At 68.0% G+C, this 17,129-nt stretch carries 11 protein-coding genes; 2 read left to right on the top strand and 9 right to left on the bottom strand.

All coding sequences use genetic code 11. The features are described from left to right. Window positions 1–112 precede the first annotated feature (112 nt). The 3 genes from ACIRVF_RS30415 to ACIRVF_RS30405 form a co-directional block, all read right to left on the bottom strand. A complete protein-coding gene (locus ACIRVF_RS30415) occupies window positions 113–232 on the bottom strand; it encodes a polymorphic toxin type 43 domain-containing protein (RefSeq protein ID WP_402824760.1) in 120 nt (39 codons plus the stop codon). A gap of 123 nt (window positions 233–355) precedes the next feature. Then, window positions 356–643: a hypothetical protein gene (locus ACIRVF_RS30410; RefSeq protein ID WP_402824758.1), complete on the bottom strand. Its 288-nt coding sequence runs from the start codon at window positions 641–643 to the stop codon at window positions 356–358. Continuing rightward, on the bottom strand, window positions 640–7,773 hold the full coding sequence (locus ACIRVF_RS30405) for a polymorphic toxin-type HINT domain-containing protein (protein WP_402824756.1): 7,134 nt from the start codon (window positions 7,771–7,773) through the stop codon (window positions 640–642). The genes ACIRVF_RS30410 and ACIRVF_RS30405 overlap by 4 nt, the downstream gene beginning before the upstream one ends. A gap of 342 nt (window positions 7,774–8,115) precedes the next feature. On the opposite strand from ACIRVF_RS30405, the gene ACIRVF_RS30400 reads away from it, so the two are divergent. Beyond that, the gene (locus ACIRVF_RS30400) at window positions 8,116–11,790 is read left to right on the top strand and encodes a ricin-type beta-trefoil lectin domain protein (RefSeq protein ID WP_402824753.1); all 3,675 of its coding nucleotides are present in this window, start codon (window positions 8,116–8,118) and stop codon (window positions 11,788–11,790) included. 753 nt (window positions 11,791–12,543) lie between these two features. On the opposite strand, the gene ACIRVF_RS30395 is transcribed toward ACIRVF_RS30400, so the two are convergent. Together ACIRVF_RS30395 and ACIRVF_RS30390 are read right to left on the bottom strand one after the other, a co-directional pair. Continuing rightward, window positions 12,544–12,768, bottom strand: coding sequence for a hypothetical protein (locus ACIRVF_RS30395; RefSeq protein WP_402824750.1), 225 nt, complete (start codon window positions 12,766–12,768; stop codon window positions 12,544–12,546). Between the two features lie 153 nt (window positions 12,769–12,921). Then, window positions 12,922–13,104: a hypothetical protein gene (locus ACIRVF_RS30390; RefSeq protein ID WP_402824748.1), complete on the bottom strand. Its 183-nt coding sequence runs from the start codon at window positions 13,102–13,104 to the stop codon at window positions 12,922–12,924. Between the two features lie 418 nt (window positions 13,105–13,522). On the opposite strand from ACIRVF_RS30390, the gene ACIRVF_RS30385 reads away from it, so the two are divergent. Beyond that, complete coding sequence (locus ACIRVF_RS30385) at window positions 13,523–14,233, top strand: hypothetical protein (protein WP_402824745.1); 711 nt, start codon at window positions 13,523–13,525, stop codon at window positions 14,231–14,233. 134 nt (window positions 14,234–14,367) lie between these two features. Here ACIRVF_RS30385 and ACIRVF_RS30380 read toward each other — a convergent pair whose 3' ends face one another. The 4 genes from ACIRVF_RS30380 to ACIRVF_RS30365 all read right to left on the bottom strand — a co-directional run bounded on the left by ACIRVF_RS30380 (window position 14,368) and on the right by ACIRVF_RS30365 (window position 16,789). Further along, a complete protein-coding gene (locus tag ACIRVF_RS30380) occupies window positions 14,368–14,676 on the bottom strand; it encodes a hypothetical protein (RefSeq protein WP_402824742.1) in 309 nt (102 codons plus the stop codon). 706 nt (window positions 14,677–15,382) lie between these two features. Next, entirely contained in the window at window positions 15,383–15,508 is a 126-nt protein-coding gene (locus tag ACIRVF_RS30375) for a hypothetical protein (protein ID WP_402824739.1), read from the bottom strand. A 674-nt stretch (window positions 15,509–16,182) separates the two neighbouring features. Next, the gene (locus tag ACIRVF_RS30370; RefSeq protein WP_402824736.1) at window positions 16,183–16,332 is read right to left on the bottom strand and encodes a hypothetical protein; all 150 of its coding nucleotides are present in this window, start codon (window positions 16,330–16,332) and stop codon (window positions 16,183–16,185) included. A 307-nt stretch (window positions 16,333–16,639) separates the two neighbouring features. Further along, window positions 16,640–16,789, bottom strand: a complete 150-nt coding sequence (locus tag ACIRVF_RS30365; RefSeq protein WP_402824733.1) for a hypothetical protein — start codon at window positions 16,787–16,789, stop codon at window positions 16,640–16,642. Window positions 16,790–17,129: the final 340 nt, after the last annotated feature.

The following is a 17,129-nucleotide window of genomic DNA, read 5'->3' as shown; positions in this document are numbered from 1 at the left end:
GATTCCAATCCATGCCCCGTCGCCGCGATACACCACCGAAGTCCATTCGGTCATATCAACCCCACGGCCTGTAGTCATCCTGAATGCCATAGCCATTCAGGAATTCTTGGAACTACTGGCGTGTAGCATCCGTCCACCGGTGCCCATAGTGTCCACTATTCTCCGCGAACACCAGGCGCCCATTATCGCGGTAGACAGTACCACCCAGCACCGTGTTCTTATCGGCACCCATGGCATCTGCCAGCTACTCATGCGGGCTACGCCCCAGGAATCCCCTCGCAGTCACCTGCCAGGAACTTCCCATGCCCATGCACAACGGAGTGAGGGTGATGCCGTCTCAGCATCACCCTCACTTCTAGCTCAGCAGCTGGTCCAACTCATCGAGGGCACCCTCGATGAGTTGCCGATCCTCGCGCGGCAGCCTCTCTAGATCACCTCGATCAAGAGCAACAGCATAGATCTCCTCCAGGACCCACCATTGCGATCGGAGATTCTCACTCCATGCAGATTGCGCGAGATTTGACCAGATCGCATCGAGATCATCAATCAGCTGACGGAGCGTGATGCCTCCCGACCGGTAACTCTTAACTGACTGGCGCGCGCCTTCACGCAGCCATTCTTGAGCCTCGGAATCCTCACTCACTGCTTTATCCTTCCAGAGCTGACTGTGACAACCCGCCCAGATTCGGAGTCCACAATCACGGTCACATTGTTCTCCGGTTCGTAGTAGGCACTAGTCCCCGCCCTCTTCCCCGGCGACCTTTCGCCAACACGGATTGTGTTTTCAACCACAGAAGGCATGATGCCGCGCTCCTGCATTCGATCAATCGCATGTCCAGAATACTCGCGACCACTGATTGTAGCTGGCTCATTGGGCGAAAGGTTCCTGAAATTTGTTCCCCGCCCACCAGTCGGAGTCAGCGGGCAATCGCTGTTGTGAACGAGAACCGGCGTGGCCCCCGCCAGCACATAGTACGTGTGAAATTCGCTGACCGTCAGGTTGTAGGTGACGGTGGGCTTTTGGTAGCTGTGTACTGCCGTGATCGTGGCGCGGCTGCCGTTCGGCTGGCGCAGTGTCTGTCCGGCTTCCAGGTCCGCGGCGTTGGTCCACCTGTTGGTGGTCTCGTTCCAGTAGGGGTGGTGCTGGGTTGAGGTGAGGGTCTGGTCGTCGTTGGCCGTGTGGATGGTCAGGTCGGTGAAGTCAACGTCGGTGAGGGTCTTGATGACGTCGGTGACCTTTTGGGCGCGGGTCTCGCCTGTCGAGGGGTTCGTTGCTTGTACGGTGTCGCCGGTCTGGATCTCTTCGATCGGCTTCGTGCTGCCGTCTGCGAGGAGTACGCCGGTCTGCGCGGGGAAACTGTTGGTCCCACATACTCGTCCGATGGCTGCGAGCAGGTCCTTCAGGCCTGTCTGTTCGCCTGAGGCCGCCGCTGCTGAGAGGTCCCGTGCTGCCGGGCCGAGGTCGAACGTGGACATTGCGGCGCCGAGGGTGTCGCAGGCCTCCTGGTCCGAGCCGCCGAATCCGCCGCCCTTGGAGCAGTTGTACCAAGGGATGACAATCGTCATGTCGGACAGCATCTTGACGGTTGCGTCAGCGCGGGCCCTGTCCTGATCCCGGTCCTTCTGGCTGGTGCAGTGTTTCCCCTGCCGCGACGTGTCGTAGCAGGTTTTCTTCGTGTAGGCCGCCTGGTAGTCCTTGACCATCTTCTGGACGCGGGCGGTCTTCTGCTCGGCGATGGTGTGGTCGGGGTTCTGATTGATGTCGCTGTGGCCGCACTCGCTGGTGGTGCAGTCACCGACCATGGTGGCTTCGGCGGAGCAGTCGCTGCCGCAGGCGTTGCCGTGTTCGTTGCAGCCTTCATGGCCGTTACGGCAGGTGTAGAGGCCGCTCGGGTCACTGGAGTTGACGGGATCGTTGTTGCTGTAGGCGTAGGCGTTCCACTGCTGTGGATCACTCGGGCCGATGAGCGGGTCGGGGTTGAGGAACCGTCCGGTGGTCGGCTGGTACTCGCGGGCGCCGAGATTGGTGAGGCCGGTGGCGTCGTCCTTGGTGCCGCCGACGAAGCCGTGGTCGCCGGCCCAGGTGGTGGGCTGGATGCCGCGGGGGTTGCCGAACGGGTCCGACAGGCGTCGGGACTCGGCCAGGGTGGTGCCGTCGAGGGCGAGGGTTCCGGTGCCGTGAGGATCGGCGATCTGATAGGTGGAGTTGCCGCCCTGGCGGACTAGGGTGATGCCGCCGGGGATCTGGTAGTAGCGGACACCGGTGACCTTGTTGGCGGTCGCGTCGTAGACCAGCTCGTCGCCGCCGAGTGTGATGGTGGTCTTGCCGGCGTCGCGCCGGATGAGCTGGTTGCCGCTTGCATCGTAGAGGTAGGTGGTTGGTCCGGCGGTGCCCGTCTTGGTGTAGGAGGCGAGCTTGTTCTCGCTGTTCCAGGCGAGGGTAGCGGTGCCGGAGGTGTCTGTGACGGCGGTGGTGTTGCCCGCCGCGTCGTACTGGGCGCTGCTGCCGGTCGTGCCGGTGGGCGCTGTTGTTGTGGTGGTGGTCAGGGCGTGCGGGCCGCCGGTGCCGCCGCCGGTGTTGGGTGCGGTGGTCGGGGTGTTGACGGTCCCGGTGGCCGGGAACGCCTGGTTGGTGGTGGTGTCCTTGGTGGTGTCACCGGCAGGGTCGTGCTGGACGAGCTGGGTGCGGTTGCCGGTGAGGTCGTAGCCGTAGCTCTGCCAGTAGGCGGCGGGGCCGCCGACCGTGGTCCTCAGCGGCGCCTGAGCTCCGCTGGTGGGTGTGGAGTTGGCGCAGGCGCCGATGCCGCCGACCGTTGGCTGGGCTGCTCGGGTGAGTGTGCCGGTGTCTGACCATGCGGTGGTGAGCCGGCTGAGGTAGTCGTAGCCGAAGCACTGGAGATCGGTGGAAGAGGGGGTGTTGTCCGGGATGTTGCGGACGGCAGTTAGCTGCCCTGCCGTGTTGTAGGCGTAGGTGAGCTGCTGCACGGCGCCGGTGGCAGCCGTCTGCTTGTCCACAAACTGCTGCAGGGGGCGGCCGGTGGATTCGTCGTAGGTGTTGGTGACGACGATCTGGGTACCCCAGGGGTTCACCGTGGCGCGGATGCTGTGCCCGTAGGCGTCCCAGTCCGAGGACATGTCATAGGTGGCCCCTCCGAGCGCGCCGTAGCTGCGCAGCGGTCCGTTGAGGTCGTAGGTGTAGGTGATTACCTCGGCGGCGATGTCGCCGACGGCCGAGCGCCTGTCGGAGATCGGCGCACCGGAAATAGGGTCGTAGGTCGCTTGGTAGGTGTAGGTGAAGGGGGTGGTGCCCTGGCCGATCTCGGTGCCGGGGATCGTGGTGGTGGTCTTGGTGGCGTGGTAGGCGGTGTCGTAGGCCAGCACGGAGCTGGTGTAGGTGATGCCGGAGGCACCGTTGACGTAGCGGGTCGAGGTCGAGGGCTGGCCCTTGACCACGGTGTCGTAGGTGAAGCCGGTCAGCTGGTTGTCCGGGCTGACCGATCCGGCGTAGGTGCCCGTCACGCGGCCGAGCAGGTCGTAGGTGTAGGCGATGGTGTGGTTGCGTGCGTCGGTGGTCGTGGTCAGCCGGCCCGCGGTGTCGTAGGTCTTGGTGCTGGCCCCAGTGTCGGGGTCGGTGGTGGTGACCTCCCGTCCTCGCAGGTCGTAGCCGCGGGTCCAGGTGTTGCCCGCCGCGTCTTTCTGCGTGGCGAGGTGGCCGTTCGCCGTGTAGGTGTAGTTGGTGGTGTCCGCGTCGGTCTGCTTGCCGGTGGCGGTGGCGGTCTTGTACTGCCACAGCTGGGCGGTGTGGCCGCGGGCGTCGGTGACGACGGAGGTGGGTGTGGCGCCTGCGGGAGGTGTGACGTCGATGCGGTCGGCGCCTGGGTAGGCCGTGGTGGTGGTGCTCTGGGTGACGCCGTAGGCGACGAACTGCTGGGTCACCGGGCGCCCCAGGCCGTCGTAGACCGTGGCAGTCTGTGCCGGGACCTTCTTCGTGTCGGTCTGGAACGGCGTGGTGCTCGGTGCGGTGTCGTCGTTGTACCACGGGCTGTTGGCCTGGGTGACGCGGCCCTGCGAGTCGTACACCGTGTCGGTGATCAGTCGGCCACTGTAGGCGGAAAGTGCCGGTGTCGACTGGGATTGGACGGACCGTCCCTCACCGTCCGTGATATCGATCTTGACGGTGTAGATGTCATTGGCCTGCTGGTTGGGGTTCGCCTGCAGGTCAGAGGTGGTCACGGTCGGAGGAACGGCGGCGCCGTTGACTACGCCGGGAAGTGTGTAGGCGAATTTCTTGTTGGCGCCAGCCTTGGTGTCCCGGCCCGGCAGCCATACACCGGTCGCGCGGCCGAGTTGGTCGTAGGCCGAGGTGGTCGTACGGCCGTTGGGGTCGGTGACCGTCAGCGGCAGGGTGCGTGCGGTGTCGTACGTGGTGGTGGTGGTCCGGCCGGTGGCCGCGTCACTTGCGCCAGCGGGAGCCGGGGTGGTGACGGTGACCCGGTTGGGCAGTTCACCCGCGCCCGCCGCCGTGTAGGCGGTGGTGACGATCGCACCGCCGGGGTGCGCGCTGTCGGTGGCATTGGGATCGGTCGCGCTCGTGGCGCGTCCGTAGCCGTCGTACGTCGCGTTGGTCGCGGTGAACTGTGGTGTGCCGCTGGAGTCGAAGTGGTCGAGAGACAGGCTGCTCGTGACATCGTGCGCGGTGCCGAGCTGTCCGAAGGTCTGGCCATCGTATGCGGACCTGCTCCAGGACACGGTGTTGGCGGCGGTGGGCGTGGCGGTACAGGCACTGGCACCGGAGACCGAGATCACCTCGGACGGTAGTGTCAGGAGCTGCGGGTCCGCGCCGGTGGCGTAGTTGGTGCGGGTGCAGATGTCTGGCAGACCGTCCGCGGTGTCGATCGAGCTGGCGATTCGATTGCCGTGCGCTGGGTCGGTTGTGGTGGTCTTCGCGCCCGTGCGCCAGGTGCCGTCCGCCTTCAGTGAGCGGGAGGTGGCTGTCGAGCTGGTGGCCGCGTACCGGGCGGTGAGGGCAGGCAAGTTACCGCCCTGGCTGTGGGTTGCCGTGGTGACCGGGCTGCTCGCAGTGTTGACCGTGTAGCCGACGATGCTGCCAGCTGCTTGGGTGTAGGTGTCGGATTCCAAGACTTGGCCGGAGAGCCAGTCGGAGTCGGTCACCTGGCCGCTCATCGGGCCAGCCACCTGGACGCTGCGGCTGGTGCCATTGGCGAGCAGGTCGCCATCCATGCCCTGGTAGAAGGTCTTCGCGCTCTGTGACTGCGGCCCGTCATTGCCGCTGCCGGCTATCGCGGTGACGGAGGCGTAGCCGCGGAACTGGTCCCAGGTGCGGTTCTTGTCCTGGGTCGACGGCGAGTCGTTGCGGTGCCAGGCGGCCTTTCCGTAGGTGTAGTCGGTCTCCATCGGGATGGAGTGAGGAGTGCCGGGGTTCACGGTCACGCTGGTGACCGGGTACTTCAGGAACCAGTCGTCCACGGGCGTGGCGCCGGCGATGGAGCCGGGCGGGTTCCACTTGACGTTGAAGCAGGAGAGGGTGTCGTTGTCGGCGGAGGCCGGCATGACGTTGTTGACCCGTGAGCAGGCGGCGGGGGCGTAGTTGACGCCGATGGTGCTGCCGGTCTCGGTGGTGATCAGCTGGATGCGGGGCCGGTTGTAGGCCGGCGGCGCGGGGACCAGGTTGGTGCCGTCCACGCGGTTGGGCAGCAGCTGCGAGGTGAAGGACACGGGCGGCAGGGTGATGGAGCCGCCGGTGGCCTGGGGGTCCTGGCCGGTGCGCTGGATGGAGGCGAGCCAGGGGACCTGGGTGTTCTCAGTAGCGTTCTGCACGTTGATGAACGTGTGGTTGAGCGCGTAGGAGTCCACGGTCTGGTAGGTGCCGTTGACCTTCACCTGGGTGGTGATGGACGTCAGCCACTTGGTGGTCCAGTACGTCGGCCCGTAGACCCTGCACGGGCTGGTCGCGTCGCACTGCTGGTCCAGCGGGACGTCCGGCCAGTTCGCCGCGTTGGCCGCGGTGCGCTGGGACGGGTCACAGGCGGTGGTGGAGGTGACGCACCGCTCGGAGGTGTTAAAGACGATCTTCGCGGCGGGGTTGTAGGCGCCGTTGTTGTTCAGCTGGTCAGAGAGGAGCTGCCCGTAGCCAATGGTGGTCGGCACGCCGGCGCGGGTGTAGGCGGTGCTGGTGCCGTTGCCGTTGTTCTGGGCGCCGCCGCGGGAGTAGTAGTTCGTCTCCGGGGCATAGGTGTAGGTGGTCAGGTTGCCGTGCGGGTCCACGACGAAGTCGAGGTTCCAGCGCCACGCGGTCTGGCACCACGAGCCGTGGCCCTTGGCCGGGTCGTAGCACGGATCCCCGCTGTTGGGCGAGTACACCGGGACGGTCCACGCCGAACCGGAGTCGGCACCAAGCGTGGTCGGGTTGCCGTTCGCGTCCGGCACGTGGTTCAGGCCGAAGTAGGACACCGTGCCACCAGTGTCGGTGACCTTGATGTAGGAGCCGTTCCAGGTGCCGTTCGTGGCACCGGTCAGGAACTGCACCTTCGTGCCGTCGTCGTCCTTCAGCCGCCACGTACAGGCCGACTGCTCCATCGCCGCCGGCGCGCCCGACTGGCAGGAGGCATCGTCGGGCACCAGTTGCCCCGAGTGGCCTCCCAGCGACATGGTCAGGCTCGCGCCGCCCCAGCACTGGTCCCCGGAGCCGGTGATCCCGTCCAGCGAGCACGGCTTGAAGGAACGCTCGACGAAGCCGGCACCGAGGCCCCAGCCGTCACCGATCCAGGACGCCTGCGCGTTCGTCGACGAGGTCATCCCGTCCACCGACGCCGAGTCGTACGACAGCGACACCTTCGGCGCCGAGCCGGCGAGCGCCGGTGGCGTCTGCACCGGGTACCCGTACGTGAAGGCGCCGGAGGAGCCGCCCGCGGTCCAGGACTGGGAGGGGTTGAGCGGGGTCGCCGAGTAAGTTCCGGCCCCGCTCGACGAACCCGACACCACACCGACCGTAGTCGAGGTAGCCATGGATCCCGCGTATACAGCGCGAGCCGAACCGGAGACATCGGTGGCGCTCTTGGTAGCAGGAGCGGTGGCCTTGGCGCTGCCCGTGCCGTTCAGCGGGACGTCGGCGACGAGCTTCTTAGCCGACGGGTCGTAGTGCGACTCCAGCGGCGTCTGCTTGCGGCAGTCGGTGGCCTGCGGCGTTGTCGTTGCGCAGCCGGGCAGGACCACCAGGTGGGCGCGCGCGGCCCAGTTCGCCCCGAACGCGCTGTCCAGGCTGGAGGCGTCGACGCCTAGGCGCACCGGTGCGTCGTCGCCCGATCCGGGTCGGGTGAGGGTCACCGCCACGCCGGAAATTCCGACGGTCGCCGAGGCTTTGGCATCGGCCATCTCGACCTGGATCGTCTGGCCCGCGGCTGACGAGCCGGCCAGTGGAGCGAGGGTGACCGGCAGGCCCGAGGCCTTGGCCTCCGCCCCGGCCTGCGGCTTCTCACCCTCGCCGAGAGGGTGGGCCTCGGGTGCGGAGCCGAGTGTCACCGAGGCGTGGCCGCCCGGAACCGCGCTCGGCTCTTTGGGCGGTGTCCAGGTCGGCGGTACGGGATGCGCCGGCTTCGGAACCGGCACCAGTGCCGCGTTCTGCCCTGCGACCGAGGGCGTCTTCGGCAGGGCAGTGTTCGGCGGCGACCACGTGCGCGAGTAGTCCGGCCCGTCCGCGGCAGCCGCGATTGGCAGGGGAGCGAGCAGAGATCCGAGGACGGCGGCCGTCGTCACGGCCGCGAGCCGTCCGCGAAGTCTCCCCCTCCTGCCCGTGGCCCTCTCGAAGCCTGATCGTTGTATAACTGACACCCTTTTATATCCCCCAAGCATTGATCCCCCCGGAATACGGGAGGCTGTCCTGTATCCGAACCGGCGAATGCTAGCGGTACTTGATGACGGTCAGTCAAGGATTTCCCGTGGTGAGAACTCTCATGGAGGTGCACGAAGCGGCTAATTCGCACCAATCCTGGACTTCGTCATCGAATTTGAACTGGCCGATGTCAGTGCGTCCCCCTACGGTGCCTCTGGCCTGTGCCTACGCAGGCTTACCGTGCTTTTTTGGGGGAGATTCCCGTTTTGAACAGAAAGCGCCGCTACAACGGCGTGCCGCTCAGGGCTTCGACCGCGGCGGCCGTTCTCGCACTCGCGACCGGCCTCTCAGGTCTCAGCGCCCAAGCCGCCGACGCGCCGAACGTGCCGTCGCAGGCCACGATCGACGCCGTCACCGCGAAGCAGTCGCAGGAACGACCGCCCGCCAACGCGGCCGATCAGGCCCTCGCCGAGGCCAAGGCCACGCAAAAGAACGTCCCGATCGAGTCGCTCACGACCGAGTACAGCGAAACCGTGGCCACCCCCGATGGCCACCTCGCGCTGACCAGCCATCTGGAGCAGCAGCGGGTGCGCCGAGGCGGCGTCTGGCACGGGCTGGACGCCACCCTCGCGGCCAATCAGGACGGCACGTTCTCGCCGAAGTCAGCGGCAGGTCAGGTGGCCTTGTCCAAGGGCGGGGACGGCCCGCTGGCGACCATGACCAGTTCGGACGGGAAGAAGCTCGCACTGTCCGCCCCGTTCGCGCTGCCCGCGCCCACCGTCAGCGGCGACAGCGCGGTCTACCCGTCGGTGGCACCCGACATCGACCTGAAGGTCACCACAACCAAGCTGGGCGGCCTGAGCACCGTCCTGATCGTCAAGACCCAGGCCGCGGCTGCCAACCCGATTCTGAAGAATCTGCACTTCGGGACCACCCTGGACGGCGTCACCGTCAAGAGCGACGAGCACGGCAGCGTCACTGTCGTCGGTACCGACGGCAAGCCCCGCTGGGTCTCCCGCACCCCGCAGATGTGGGACAGCACCACCGCACCTGCCGCAAGCGCCCCCACGACCGTGACGAAGACCGCCCTGACCTTCAGAGCAGCTGCGGCAGACACGCCTGCACCCGCACCCGCACCCACGGATCCGGGCCAGGCCACTGCCGCCAGCTCTGACGCCGGCCCCGGGACGACCGCCAAGATCTCCACCATGCCGGTCAAGGCCACCGACGCCGGCATTGACCTCACTCCCGACCAGGACCTCCTGGCCCACGGCACCGCCCCGTACTACATCGACCCCGACTACCTCCCCTGGACCCTGACGGGCAACTCCTGGACCTGGGTCCAGTCCTCCCACACCTCCAACAACTGGATGCGTCAGGGCGGCACGGATGCCGACCACCCGGGCGTCGGCAAGTGCGGCACCTATCCCAACGGCGGCAGCTGCTCACCCGCCGACATCGAGCGCAGCTTCTACCAGTTCGACATCAGCGCGCTCAGCGGTGCGGTCATCCACTCGGCGACGATGACCATGCAGGAATACGTCTCCGCCGACTGGTCATGCACCAACAAGTACCCGCTCAATCTTTACGTCACCAATGGGCCGATCGGAAACGGCACGACCTGGTCCAACCAACCCGGACAGCAGGGGGGCCAGCTCGGCGACACGGCCTGGGTGACCGGCTCCGGCCAGGATCCGTGCCACGACAACGTGCCGTTCAGTTTCGACATCACCGGCGCGATGAAGCAGTACGTCAACTACGGGCAGCTGACCTTCGGCCTCTACGGTGACGAGAGCAACCAGTACGCCTTCAAGCGGTTCACCTACCAGCCGGCGCTGTCCGTGATGTACGACCGGGTGCCCAACGTCCCCAGCAACCCGTCGGTGTGGCCCGCCCCCACCACGGTCAGCCCCGCGTCGACGAACCAGTCCTGTGGTGACGGCAACGCCAACGACTGGGCCTGGCTCGGTGCCGGCTCCGCCCAGAACAACGCAGTCTGGCTCAACGCCACCGTCACCAGCTCCACCCAGGCCCAGGTCAAGTCTTGGGACCACATCTGGGACTACAACTCATCCAACGGCGCGAGCGGCGACACGCCTTACGTCAGCAGCGGAGGCACCACCAGCTTCCAGCTGCCCGCAGGCCTGATCCAGGACGGGCACGCCTACGGCTACGACATGCAGGCCAAGGACGGCCTGGACGACACTCCCTGGTCCGCCCCGACACCGAACTGCTACTTCAAGGTCGACCTCACCCCGCCGACCGTAACCTTCCCCACGACCGTCGCCGACACCAGCAAGCAGTTCCCGCCCAGCGGCAACGGCCAGACCCCTCAGCTCTACGTCGGCCAGAGCGGCGGCATCCCCTTCACCGCCACCGACCCCAACCCCAGCGGCGCCTACACCTCCGGAGTGGTCTGCCTGCGCTGGAGCTTCGACCCCCAGCTCGTCGATTCCTCCTGGCAGTGCGGCAGCTCCATGCCCACCGGCCAGATCCAGGTGACCCCGGGACGCTGGGGCACCAACGTCCTCTACGTCCAGGCCGAGGACAACGCCGGCAACCTCTCCCCGGTCGCGCAGTACTCCTTCTACGCACCGTGGAACCCCAACAGCCCGGCCCCGACCTTCGGCGACGTCACTGGCGACGCCCTGCCTGACATCGTCACGGCCGACCCCAACGGCGACCTGCGCGCCTACAGCATCCCCGCCACCCAGGCCAAGGCCCCGCTCGCCGCTCCGAAGGCCAAGTCCCCTGGCGGCGACTCCTGGGCCAACTACCGCCTCACCCACCGCGGCAGCCTGCGCGGCGGCAACAACGTCGACGACCTCCTCGTCCACAAGGACAGCAACCCGACGCTCTGGTACTACCAGAATCCTGGCAACACTGGCGTCACCGGGGTCTTCGACGCCAAAAGCCCCTTGGCCAAGCCTGTCTGCGACCCGAAACTGACCGACTGCACCGGCTACAACGCCACCGACTGGTCCACCACCCTGCAGATCGCCGCCAGCGGCGACCCCAGCACCACCAAGCTCGACACCAGCAAGAAGTTCCTCAACCGCACCGGCCTGTTCACCATCGAAATCAGCCCGGACGGCACCGGCGCCCTCTGGTTCTACCCCACCTTCGGAGACGCCATTTTCGGCTCGCCCACCAAGCTCGCGGCGACCGGCTGGAAGGGCTGGGACCTGATCTCCCCCGGTGACTGGATCGGCCAGGGCCACCCCGGCCTGTGGGCCCGCAACCAGAGCAACGGCGACCTGCGCGGCTACAGCTTCAACACCGGCACCATCGCCATCAGCGACGGTTACGGCGGCACCATCAACTACCCCACCCTCACCGGCATCGCCACCGACACCAAGATCGGCTACGGCGTCAACTGGCCCGTCATCGGCTCCGACGGGGACCTCACCGGCATCGGCTCACCCACCCTGTGGGGCATGGCCTCAGGCGGCATCATCCAGACCTTCACCGGTCACTCCACCACCACCGACCCCTACTACACCTGGACCAACGGACCGACCGGCGTCCTCAGCACCTACGCCGACAACAGCCCCATCACCTACACCGCCCAGACCGGCAAGTGCGTGGACATCGCCGGCGCCAGCACCGCCAACGGCACCGCCGTCCAGCTGTACGACTGCAACAGCAGCAACGCCCAGAAATGGACCTTCGAACCCGACGGCAGCCTCCGCGCCCTCGGCCACTGCCTCGACGCCACGGGACGAGGCACCGCCAACGGCACCCCCCTGCAGATCTGGGAATGCGGAAACGGCGCCCCGCAGCAGACCTTCGTCCCCAGGCCCGACGGCAGCCTCTACAACCCCGCCTCCGGCCGATGCGTCGACCTGCCCGGCGGCACCACCACCAACACCGCCCGGCTCCAACTCTGGGACTGCAACGGCACACCCGCCCAGAAGTGGACCGCCCTCGTACGAAGCTGAACCCCTGAATGAGGCGATGAGCTGACCAAAAGGTGCCCCTGACCGGACCTCGGCCAGGGGCACCTGCGCACCCGAACTCCGGTTACCTCCCGCTCGACATGCACCTGCGCGTACACCCCGGGCCTGCCGAGGGTCCCCATCGCAGTGCCCCACCTGCGGCGTCGCACTCCGCGCACCTGGCCCGGACGCTCCCTTGCATATCGTGATCCGGGCGGTTGCGACCCGGGCCGCACTGTCGCACCACCGCCCGATGCGCAGCCGGCGGTTGCGCGGGCCGTCGCAGTCGCAGCACCCGGTGGTGCCGCATGCACTGCTGGTGCACCGCCGAGCAGCAGAGTGCAGCAAGGGCAGCCATGCTCCACGGGGAGCAGTAGCACGACCGGGTGCAGCATGGGTGGCCTTGCTGTACCCGTGACCGTCCGGTCCCGCGGGCGGTTGCACCCCGCTGTCCTGGCTGCCGCTGCCGTTGCTCTCCCCGGCCGAACCGGCCGAGGACGAGCCCGCCTCCGAATCCGATGACCAGGAGCTCGACCCCGTCCAGCTCGCCGCGTTTCACCGGGGCGGCGACGCTGGGGAAGCCGCGGCCGCGTGGGTGCGCTCGCTCAGCAGCCGCCAGGAGGACGAGCGTCGCGCTTGGATCCTGGAGCACGCGGCCGCAGGGATCGAGCGGGCCAGCCACCAGGAGGTGCTCCCCGGCGGCGACGGCCAGCTGGCCGAGGAGGACAGATCCCCGGCCGGGACCGCGCGCCGCGCTCATGGCTGGGCCGGCGCCCCGGTTCCACCGCCGCGTTCCATGGCCGCGGTCATCGCTTTGTGGACGGCCAGGACGCAGGCCCTGTCAGGAGGCGGCAGGGGGCTTCCCTCCACGGTGTACCACTCGTCGGCGCCGTCGTACTGGACGTCCAGGAGGGCCTGGTGGCCGTCCCAGGTGGTGCGCAGGGTGAGGTCGCCGGTGATGACGCCGACTTCGACGGTCATGACGCCGACCAGGCCCACGACGACCGCACCCGGACGACGGCCCGGACCACGCCCTCGCAGGCCCCCGGACCACAGCCTCACAGGCTCACAACCCCTACAGGCCACCCCCGCCACCAGGGAGAACAGCACCCCAATGACACACCTCACGCAGGCTCACAGCCCCCGCCCCACAGGCACCGAAGCGGACAGGAAGCCGACGAGCAGGACCGACCCGGCGGGCCCGGACCGTCCCCGGACGGCGGCCGGACGGCGGCCGAGCCGGACGCCGAGGTCGACACGGGACAGCGGCGGCGGGACCTGGACGGCGAGGGCGGCGGCCACGCGACCGGGCGTCACTTGATGACTCGCGCGATGTCCTCTGACACGCGATCTTGACCGATTGCCAAGCGATCTTGACCACTCGCTTTGGGCAAACCCGTCGATGCCGGAACAGGCCAGAGCCTGTGGCGGCGAGGCCGGCCAGCCAAGGAGAACCGGGACGCACCTCATTCTTCGGTGCAGCCCTGGAGGTTGACGATGATGTCAAGGCCGCCGGTCAAGAGCAGACTGTGGAGGTAGACCCTGCCGTTGCTGGGGCCGGGTTGAGGGTGTGGGCGGTTAGAGTACCGACCGAACATCGGAGTGGGCCGGGGGGCGGGCGATGAGTGTACGGCGCGGGGTGGGTGCGGTTGCTGTGGCCGCGGGGCTGCTCCTGGCGGGATTGACATGCTACGAGGTCGGCCCGATCAGTGCGGCAGACGTTCCGACGGCGGAGATGAGAGCCGAGGCCGACCGCATCGACGACATGCTGCAGCAGAACCTCTACCGGTCCAACAACACGGGCAGCGACCAGCGCTTCGTGGTGTCTGATCAGGACGTCCGGAGCCCCGCACTGCTCGATGTGCGTGAGCACCACGACGCCAGGGACCGGACGGTCGAGGTGGACTACGTGTTCAGCGGGGCGGTTCCGAAGGGACTGATCGGCTGGGGCCCGGGCAAGGGGGTCCAGGGGTGCTACCGCTACGCCTTCACCAACATGCTGTACACCCTGCGCCACCGGGTGATCAGCTGCCCGAAGGATCTGCCCCCGCCCCCTCAGCCGGGCCCGTCGCCGACGAACCCGGACACGTCCTCGGGCCCCGGCTCGGCCACTGAGGACGTGTGGACGCTCCAACGCCGCACAGCGCAGCTCGCCCGCCGGATCCGCCCCGCGGACCGTCCCGCCGGCGCGGCGCTCCAGCCCGGCGTGGACGAGCTGCACGACGTGCTCGTCACCGCGAAGATCGATCCCGCCCTGCCGCGCACGCTCGCCATGCGCTCCGGCGTCGCCGTGCTCGCACTGGGCACACTGCACCAGTGCGTCTTCGCCACTATGGACACCCACGCCGTCAGCGTGTGGCCCGCTCCCTTCGAGGCCCCCTGCACCACCGATCGCGCCTACCAGTCGTACGCGATGGCATATTGGCCGCCGTTGCCCGGCATGTGATGGCACGAAGTACTCCGGCCTGTGTCGGCGCCGCCGCTTCCCGTCGGGGCAGTGCAACCAGAACCGGCGAGGCGATCCCGATCGCCTCGGACTCGCAGCCCAGCAGGACCGACCAGTCGAACTCCAGCTACGACTCACTGCCCACGTAATCGCCCACCGCGCCGAGAACTGCGGGCCCTCGAAGCCTTGGTGCCCTTCGCCACGCGGAACTCGTGTACCGGATCGGCCGTCTCGAACCGCCGGTTCCAGCCCGGGCCCAGCGGCAGCCGACGGCGCTCACCAGCGTCGACGAAGTCCGACTCGAACACCGACATCGCGGCATCGCCGTACGCCAACGCGGCAACCGCGACCGACTCCCCGCCACCGGTCAGGACAAGGTGGCAGAAACCCAGCATCGGTCGAGATCTCTTGGCAAACAGCCAAGATCGCCTGTCAAAGGACACGCGAGCCATCCCCCGAGGGCGCCCGCCGAGCTGGGACAGCAGACGACGAAACGCTCCCACCAGGGGAAACGCCCTGAGACCGTCCCAGCAAAACGGACATAACAGCCAGGGCTGAGACACAGCTGACAGGACTGGGACACCCCCCAGCAGGCCACGCAGCCAACGACCAGGCCGACAGCGGCGGGACCCGACCAGCGGCACAGCGGACACCGAGGCCGACGCCGAGGCCGACACGGACAGCCGACTCCCGACCGACCACCACGACCAGGACCAGGACCAGCACCAGCGACCCAAGCTACCCACACAACCGGCCAGGACCGGCGGCCGCCCGCACACCACTTGATGACCCGCGCGAGCCATCCCCCGACCACCCCCACACCGGCGGCGAGACGGACATCCGGACGGCGGCCAAGGCCCCGCCGGACCGCAGGATTTCCGGTCCACAGGGCGGACCTCACGCCCCCCACACAGGAAGATCTCCCGCCCAAAGGCCAGCGGCGGGACGGCGGCCGAGGCCTCGCCGGGGCGGCGCCGAGCAGAACGACCACCAGCAGCCCCCGGACAGGGCCGCCGACACCCGGGCTGACAAGATCACCACCCGGTGCGCGTCACACCCCATTGCCCGTGACGCGCACCACCCCGACGACGGCCAGGCCGACGGGCTGGACGGCGGCCGAGGCCTCGCCGGCGGACCCCTCAGCCCTCGTCAGTGACGGCCACCCCCGCCCGCTCCAACGCCTTGACGACGCTCCGCAAGGGCGTTGGCATCGAGGTCCTCGTAGTCGACCCCCTCGACATAGGACTCGATGACGCGCTCGACGATCTCGATCATCCGATACCGGTTCACTGATCCTCCACCTCGGGGCCGGACAAACGCCCCGCCAATATCCCAACCCCGCACAACCCCACCAAAACCAGCCCGGATAAATCACCGGCCACCCCCCCAACCCCCCCACAATGACAGCCGAGAACCCCCCCTGAAAACCGGCCAGGAAACCCACAAAACAACCCCTCACATTCCCACCCACCGACACCCCGCCCCAGCCGGTATGTCATGCTCACGACAGAAACACAGCAACCAAAGCCCGGCCCACCCACACCAGCGAAACACGCGGAAACCGACAACCGACCCCGCCTGCACCGGTCCAACCAAACACGGGCAAAACCCCAAAACACACCAAAACAACCAAGCGGGCCTCATGCAGGTCACACCCCAGGGCGGGGACGCCAGGACGGGCAGCCGGCAGGCCACACGAGGGCGCGACCAGCGAACCCCCAGCAGGACGCCACGCAGCCGACTGCACACATGTGCGACCTACGACGGGCTGATGTCGGTGTGCTGATAGGGCATCAAGGTGACGGGTGACCGGAAGCGGTACCGGAAGCGTGCCAACGGGCCGGTCCAGGGCCGGGACAACCGGCTGAGGAGCGAAACTCGCCAGCTTCCGGACGGCCCGTCCGGGCGGGCAGAAAGGCCGCGCTGGTCGGAGCCAGCGCGGCCGTCGTTCACCCGTTCGTCGTACGCCTCAGTTCGTCACGCAAAGCGCGCAGCGATCGGATCGCTTTCACGAGCTTCTGCGACAGGGGCGGAACCTGATCGAAGAGATAGCCGAGGACCGTGATGCCCCCGGCGATCCCCGCCACGATGGTGGTCACCCATCCGGCAGTTTCCATCTCTGGCCTTCCAAGGAAGAGGGACTGGGCTGCGGTGTCAGCTCCCGGAGTCGGGGGGGTGTCGCCAGGAGCCCACGCAGTTCCCCTGCGGATACCTCCGCAGCCACTCTTCCTTGGCGCGCCAGTTGGAAGGTCCGCCCTCGCGCGCTTCGACTCCGGCGGCCCTCTCGGGTCTAGCCCGGCCAAGGCCATGCCTCCCCCTCAGTCACGTGCGTCCCACGTCCATATGCGCCACTGACAGCGACGCTGCCCCGACAGTACCCGGCGCGAACCTGCGGCACGCCCGTCTTCAAGCGGTCAGCTGGCCAGCCCCGGTGGTCGTCTGTGCGGGCTGCGGCGTCGGTGCCGGCGGCCGGATGGCGGGGAGGTGCTGCGGGATGACGGCGGCCAGGCCCTCGGCGGCCTCCAGGAGGAGCGGGTCGGCGCGGGGTTGTTTCAAGGAGGGCCTGGGAGAGGTGGAGGGCGCCCTCCAGGACGGCGGCCGGGATGCGGACGTGGCACAGCGCGGCGGGGCGTCGCGGCTTACTCGGCGGGCCGCGGGGCGGGCTGTAGGGCTCCGGGTGGGGTGGTGGCGGCGGGATGGCTCCAGGGCGGATGCTGCCGGCTCTGGGGCTCTGCTGGGGCGAGGGCGCGAGCCGCGCGGGGCCGAGGCGCGCCGGGCTGACGGAGGGTTGCTCACGGCCGTTCAGCGAGTCCGGGTGCGGCCCTGCGACGGTCGGCCTGCTCGCCGAGCCCGGGGCGGCCGGCACCGCCGGACGCTCACCGCACCAACGGCCCCC

Source organism: Kitasatospora sp. NPDC101157 (assembly GCF_044768255.1).
Taxonomy (GTDB): domain Bacteria; phylum Actinomycetota; class Actinomycetes; order Streptomycetales; family Streptomycetaceae; genus Kitasatospora.
This window is presented reverse-complemented; position numbering and strand designations above follow the sequence as displayed.